At 69.6% G+C, this 3,244-nt stretch carries 2 protein-coding genes; both read left to right on the top strand.

Annotated elements, in window-relative coordinates; all coding sequences use genetic code 11:
* The first annotated feature begins 369 nt into the window (after positions 1-369).
* The gene (locus IAE58_RS19755; protein ID WP_199934118.1) at positions 370-2,436 is read left to right on the top strand and encodes an ATP-dependent DNA helicase; all 2,067 of its coding nucleotides are present in this window, start codon (positions 370-372) and stop codon (positions 2,434-2,436) included.
* Between the two features lie 9 nt (positions 2,437-2,445).
* The gene (tsaB, locus tag IAE58_RS19750) at positions 2,446-3,159 is read left to right on the top strand and encodes a tRNA (adenosine(37)-N6)-threonylcarbamoyltransferase complex dimerization subunit type 1 TsaB (protein WP_199934117.1); all 714 of its coding nucleotides are present in this window, start codon (positions 2,446-2,448) and stop codon (positions 3,157-3,159) included.
* The last annotated feature ends 85 nt before the right edge of the window (positions 3,160-3,244 follow it).

The following is a 3,244-nucleotide window of genomic DNA, read 5'->3' as shown; positions in this document are numbered from 1 at the left end:
TGTAAGCTCGTAGGCGCCATCCATGGCGCCTGCGCCCCTGCGCAACCCACCCGCCCGACCTCTGACAGTTTCCGGGCGCGTCCAGCCACGGAAAAGAAAAAAGCAGATCAAAAGCGGGTCGCGCGCTGCGTGCACTCGCCAGGGGGGGGCGGATCCGTTTTCCGCAGGAAAACGGCTCCGACCCCTTCTTTTCGGTTACTCACACCGCCTCTGGATCCTGTCGAGCAAGCTCGACTCTACGAAGCCCGTCCGCCCCGCCCAGCACGCAGCAACCCTGAGCCATGAACAACGCTTTGGCTTTGGCTTTGGCTCTGGCCCTGGCTTGAAACGGGTGCCGGGCAGCGCCCGGCCCGGTATCCTTTCCCTCTGATGTCCGACCTTGTCCACGCCAGCCGCGAGGCCCTCAGCGACGGCGGCGCGCTCGCCTCGCACCTGGATGCGTTCGTGCCGCGCCCTGCGCAGCTGCGCCTGACGGAGGCCATCGCCGATGCGCTGCAGCAGCGCGATCTGCTGCTGGCCGAGGCGGGTACCGGCACCGGCAAGACCTTCGCCTATCTGGTGCCGGTGCTGCTGTCCGGGCTGCGCACCATCATTTCCACCGGTACCCGCGCGCTGCAGGACCAGCTCTACCACCGCGATCTGCCGCGCGTGCGCCAGGCGCTGGGCGTGGGCCTGCGCAGTGCGCTGCTGAAGGGCCGCGCCAATTACCTGTGCCGCTACCGCCTGCAGCAGGCGCGCGGCGAGCCGCGTTTTTCCAGCCCCGAACAGGCCGCGCAGTTCCAGCGCATCCTGGCCTGGTCCGGTCGCTCCGAATTCGGCGATATCGCCGAGCTGGATGGCGTGGCCGACGATTCACCGCTGTTGCCCATGGTCACTTCCACCGTGGACAACTGCCTGGGCACCGACTGCCCGTTCTGGGATGACTGTTTCGTGGTGCGCGCGCGGCAACGCGCGCAGGCCGCCGATGTGGTGGTGGTCAATCATCATCTGCTGCTGGCCGACCTGGCGCTGAAGCAGGATGGTTTCGGCGAGCTGCTGCCGGGCGCGCAGGCCTTCGTCATCGATGAGGCCCACCAGTTGCCTGAGCTGGCGGCGCAGTTCTTCGGTGAAGGCTTCGGCATGCGCCCCTGGCAGGAGCTGGGGCGCGACTGCCTGGCCGAAGCGCGCGGTGTGGGCGGGGCGCAGGCCAGTCTGCAGGACGGCGTTGATCAGTTGCAGCAGGCACTGCTGGCCTTGCGCCTGGCCATGGAAGGGCTGCCGCAACGGGGCACGCAGTGGCGCGCGCTGGCAATGCCGCAGGTGCGCGACGGCTTCGACACCGTGATGAGCTGCCTGGTGGCTCTGGAGCAGACGCTGCAGCCGTTGCGCGATGCCGCGGCGGGCCTGGATGCCTGCCATGCACGGGCACGTGAAGCGGTTTCGCGTCTTGCGCGCTGGCTGGGCGAGGACGAGCCGGTGCTCGATTTCGATGCGGACCCGAACGATGCACCGGCGGCGGCCGATGTGCTCTGGTATGAACTGACACCGCGCGGCTTCCGCTGCCAGCGCACGCCGATGGATGTATCCGGCCCGTTGCGCGAGCACCGCGAGCGCAGCCGCGCCGCATGGATCTTCACCTCGGCCACGCTGACCGTGGGCGGGGGCTTCGACCATATCGCCACGCGGCTGGGGCTGGATGATCCGCATACGCTGGTCCAGCCCAGTCCGTTCAACTGGCCCGAGCAGGCGCTGTGCTACCTGCCCGAGGGCCTGCCCGATCCGGCCGCGCGGGGCTTCGGCACCGCCTTGATCCATGCCCTGCAGCCGGTCCTGCGCGCTTCGCAGGGCAGGGCGTTCCTGCTGTTTGCTTCGCACCGCGCGTTGCGTGAAGCGGCCGAAGCGCTGCGCGATGGGCCGTGGCCCTTGTTCGTGCAGGGCGAGGCACCGCGTGCGACCCTGCTGCAGCGCTTCCGCGAATCGGGCAACGGCGTGCTGCTGGGCTCGGCCAGTTTCCGCGAAGGCGTGGATGTGGTGGGCGAGGCGCTGAGCGTGGTGGTGATCGACAAGCTTCCCTTCGCCGCCCCCGATGACCCGGTGTACGAGGCCCGGCTGGAAGCGATCCGCAGCCAGGGTGGCAATCCGTTCCGCGATGAGCAGTTGCCGCAGGCGGTGATCGCGCTGAAGCAGGGCGTGGGCCGGCTGATACGCAGCGAGACCGATCGCGGCGTGCTGGTGCTGTGCGACCCGCGCCTGCTGAACCGGAGCTACGGCCGCGTGTTCCTGTCTTCGCTGCCGCCGTTCCGGCAGACCCGCGCGCTGGCCGATGTCCAAGCCTTCTTTGCGCCACAATGGGCGCCCGTGGCCGAGGACGCTGCCCCGCCGGCGCCGGCCGCAGCGGCGCCCGAGCCTGCTGCGGGCCCACTGCCGGCCCCCGGTGCCACGTTCCCCTTGTTCTGACCTGACCCGATGAAACTGCTCGCCTTTGAAACCGCCACCGAAGCCTGTTCCGTTGCCCTGCATGTGGACGGGCAGGTGCTGGAACGCTTCGAGATCGCCCCGCGCCGGCACGCCGAGCTGAGCCTGCCCTGGGCCGAGGTACTGCTGGCCGAGGCGGGTATCAGCCGCCTCCAGCTGGATGGCATCGCGCTCAGTCGCGGTCCCGGTGCATTCACGGGTGTGCGCCTGGCCATCGCCATTGCGCAGGGCATTGCGCTGGCGCTGGACCGCCCGTTGCTGCCGGTGTCAACGCTGCAGGTGCTGGCGCTGCGCGCACCGGCCGATGAAGCGCAGATTCTGTCGGTGATCGATGCGCGGATGGGCGAGGTGTACGCCGCGCGCTTCGAGCGCGTGGACGGCCTGCCGGTGGCCTGCGACGCCGAGCGCGTGTGCGCGCCTGCAGCCGTGACGCTGCCGGATGGGCTGCAGGCCTACGGGGTAGGCAGTGGCTTCGCTGCCGCCGACGGCGCATTGGTGGCGCAGCTGGGTGCTGGGCTGCGTGGCTTCGATGCAACGGCATTGCCGCGCGCGTCCGATGTGCTGACCCTGGCGGTCCCCGCCTTCGCGCGTGGCGAAGCGATTGCCGCCGAACGCGTTGAACCGGCGTACCTGCGCGACAACGTAGCGCTGACCCTGGTCGAGCAGCAGGCCGCCCGCGAGGCGAAGGCGAAAGCCAACGGCTGAGCCCCTCGTGGCGGGGGCGTGGCGCGCAAATCCAATGCCGTGCTTGGCCGGGCGGGTGGGTTGCGCAGGGGACGCTGCAAGTACG

Origin of the sequence: Stenotrophomonas sp. S49 (assembly GCF_016624905.1) — a bacterium.
Taxonomy (GTDB): Bacteria; Pseudomonadota; Gammaproteobacteria; order Xanthomonadales; family Xanthomonadaceae; genus Stenotrophomonas.
This window is presented reverse-complemented; position numbering and strand designations above follow the sequence as displayed.

Bases quoted from the DNA above. Each gene is read 5' to 3' on its own strand.
- tsaB (WP_199934117.1), top strand. From the start codon at position 2,446: ATGAAACTGCTCGCCTTTGAAACCGCCACCGAAGCCTGTTCCGTTGCC.
- IAE58_RS19755 (WP_199934118.1), top strand. From the start codon at position 370: ATGTCCGACCTTGTCCACGCCAGCCGCGAGGCCCTCAGCGACGGCGGC.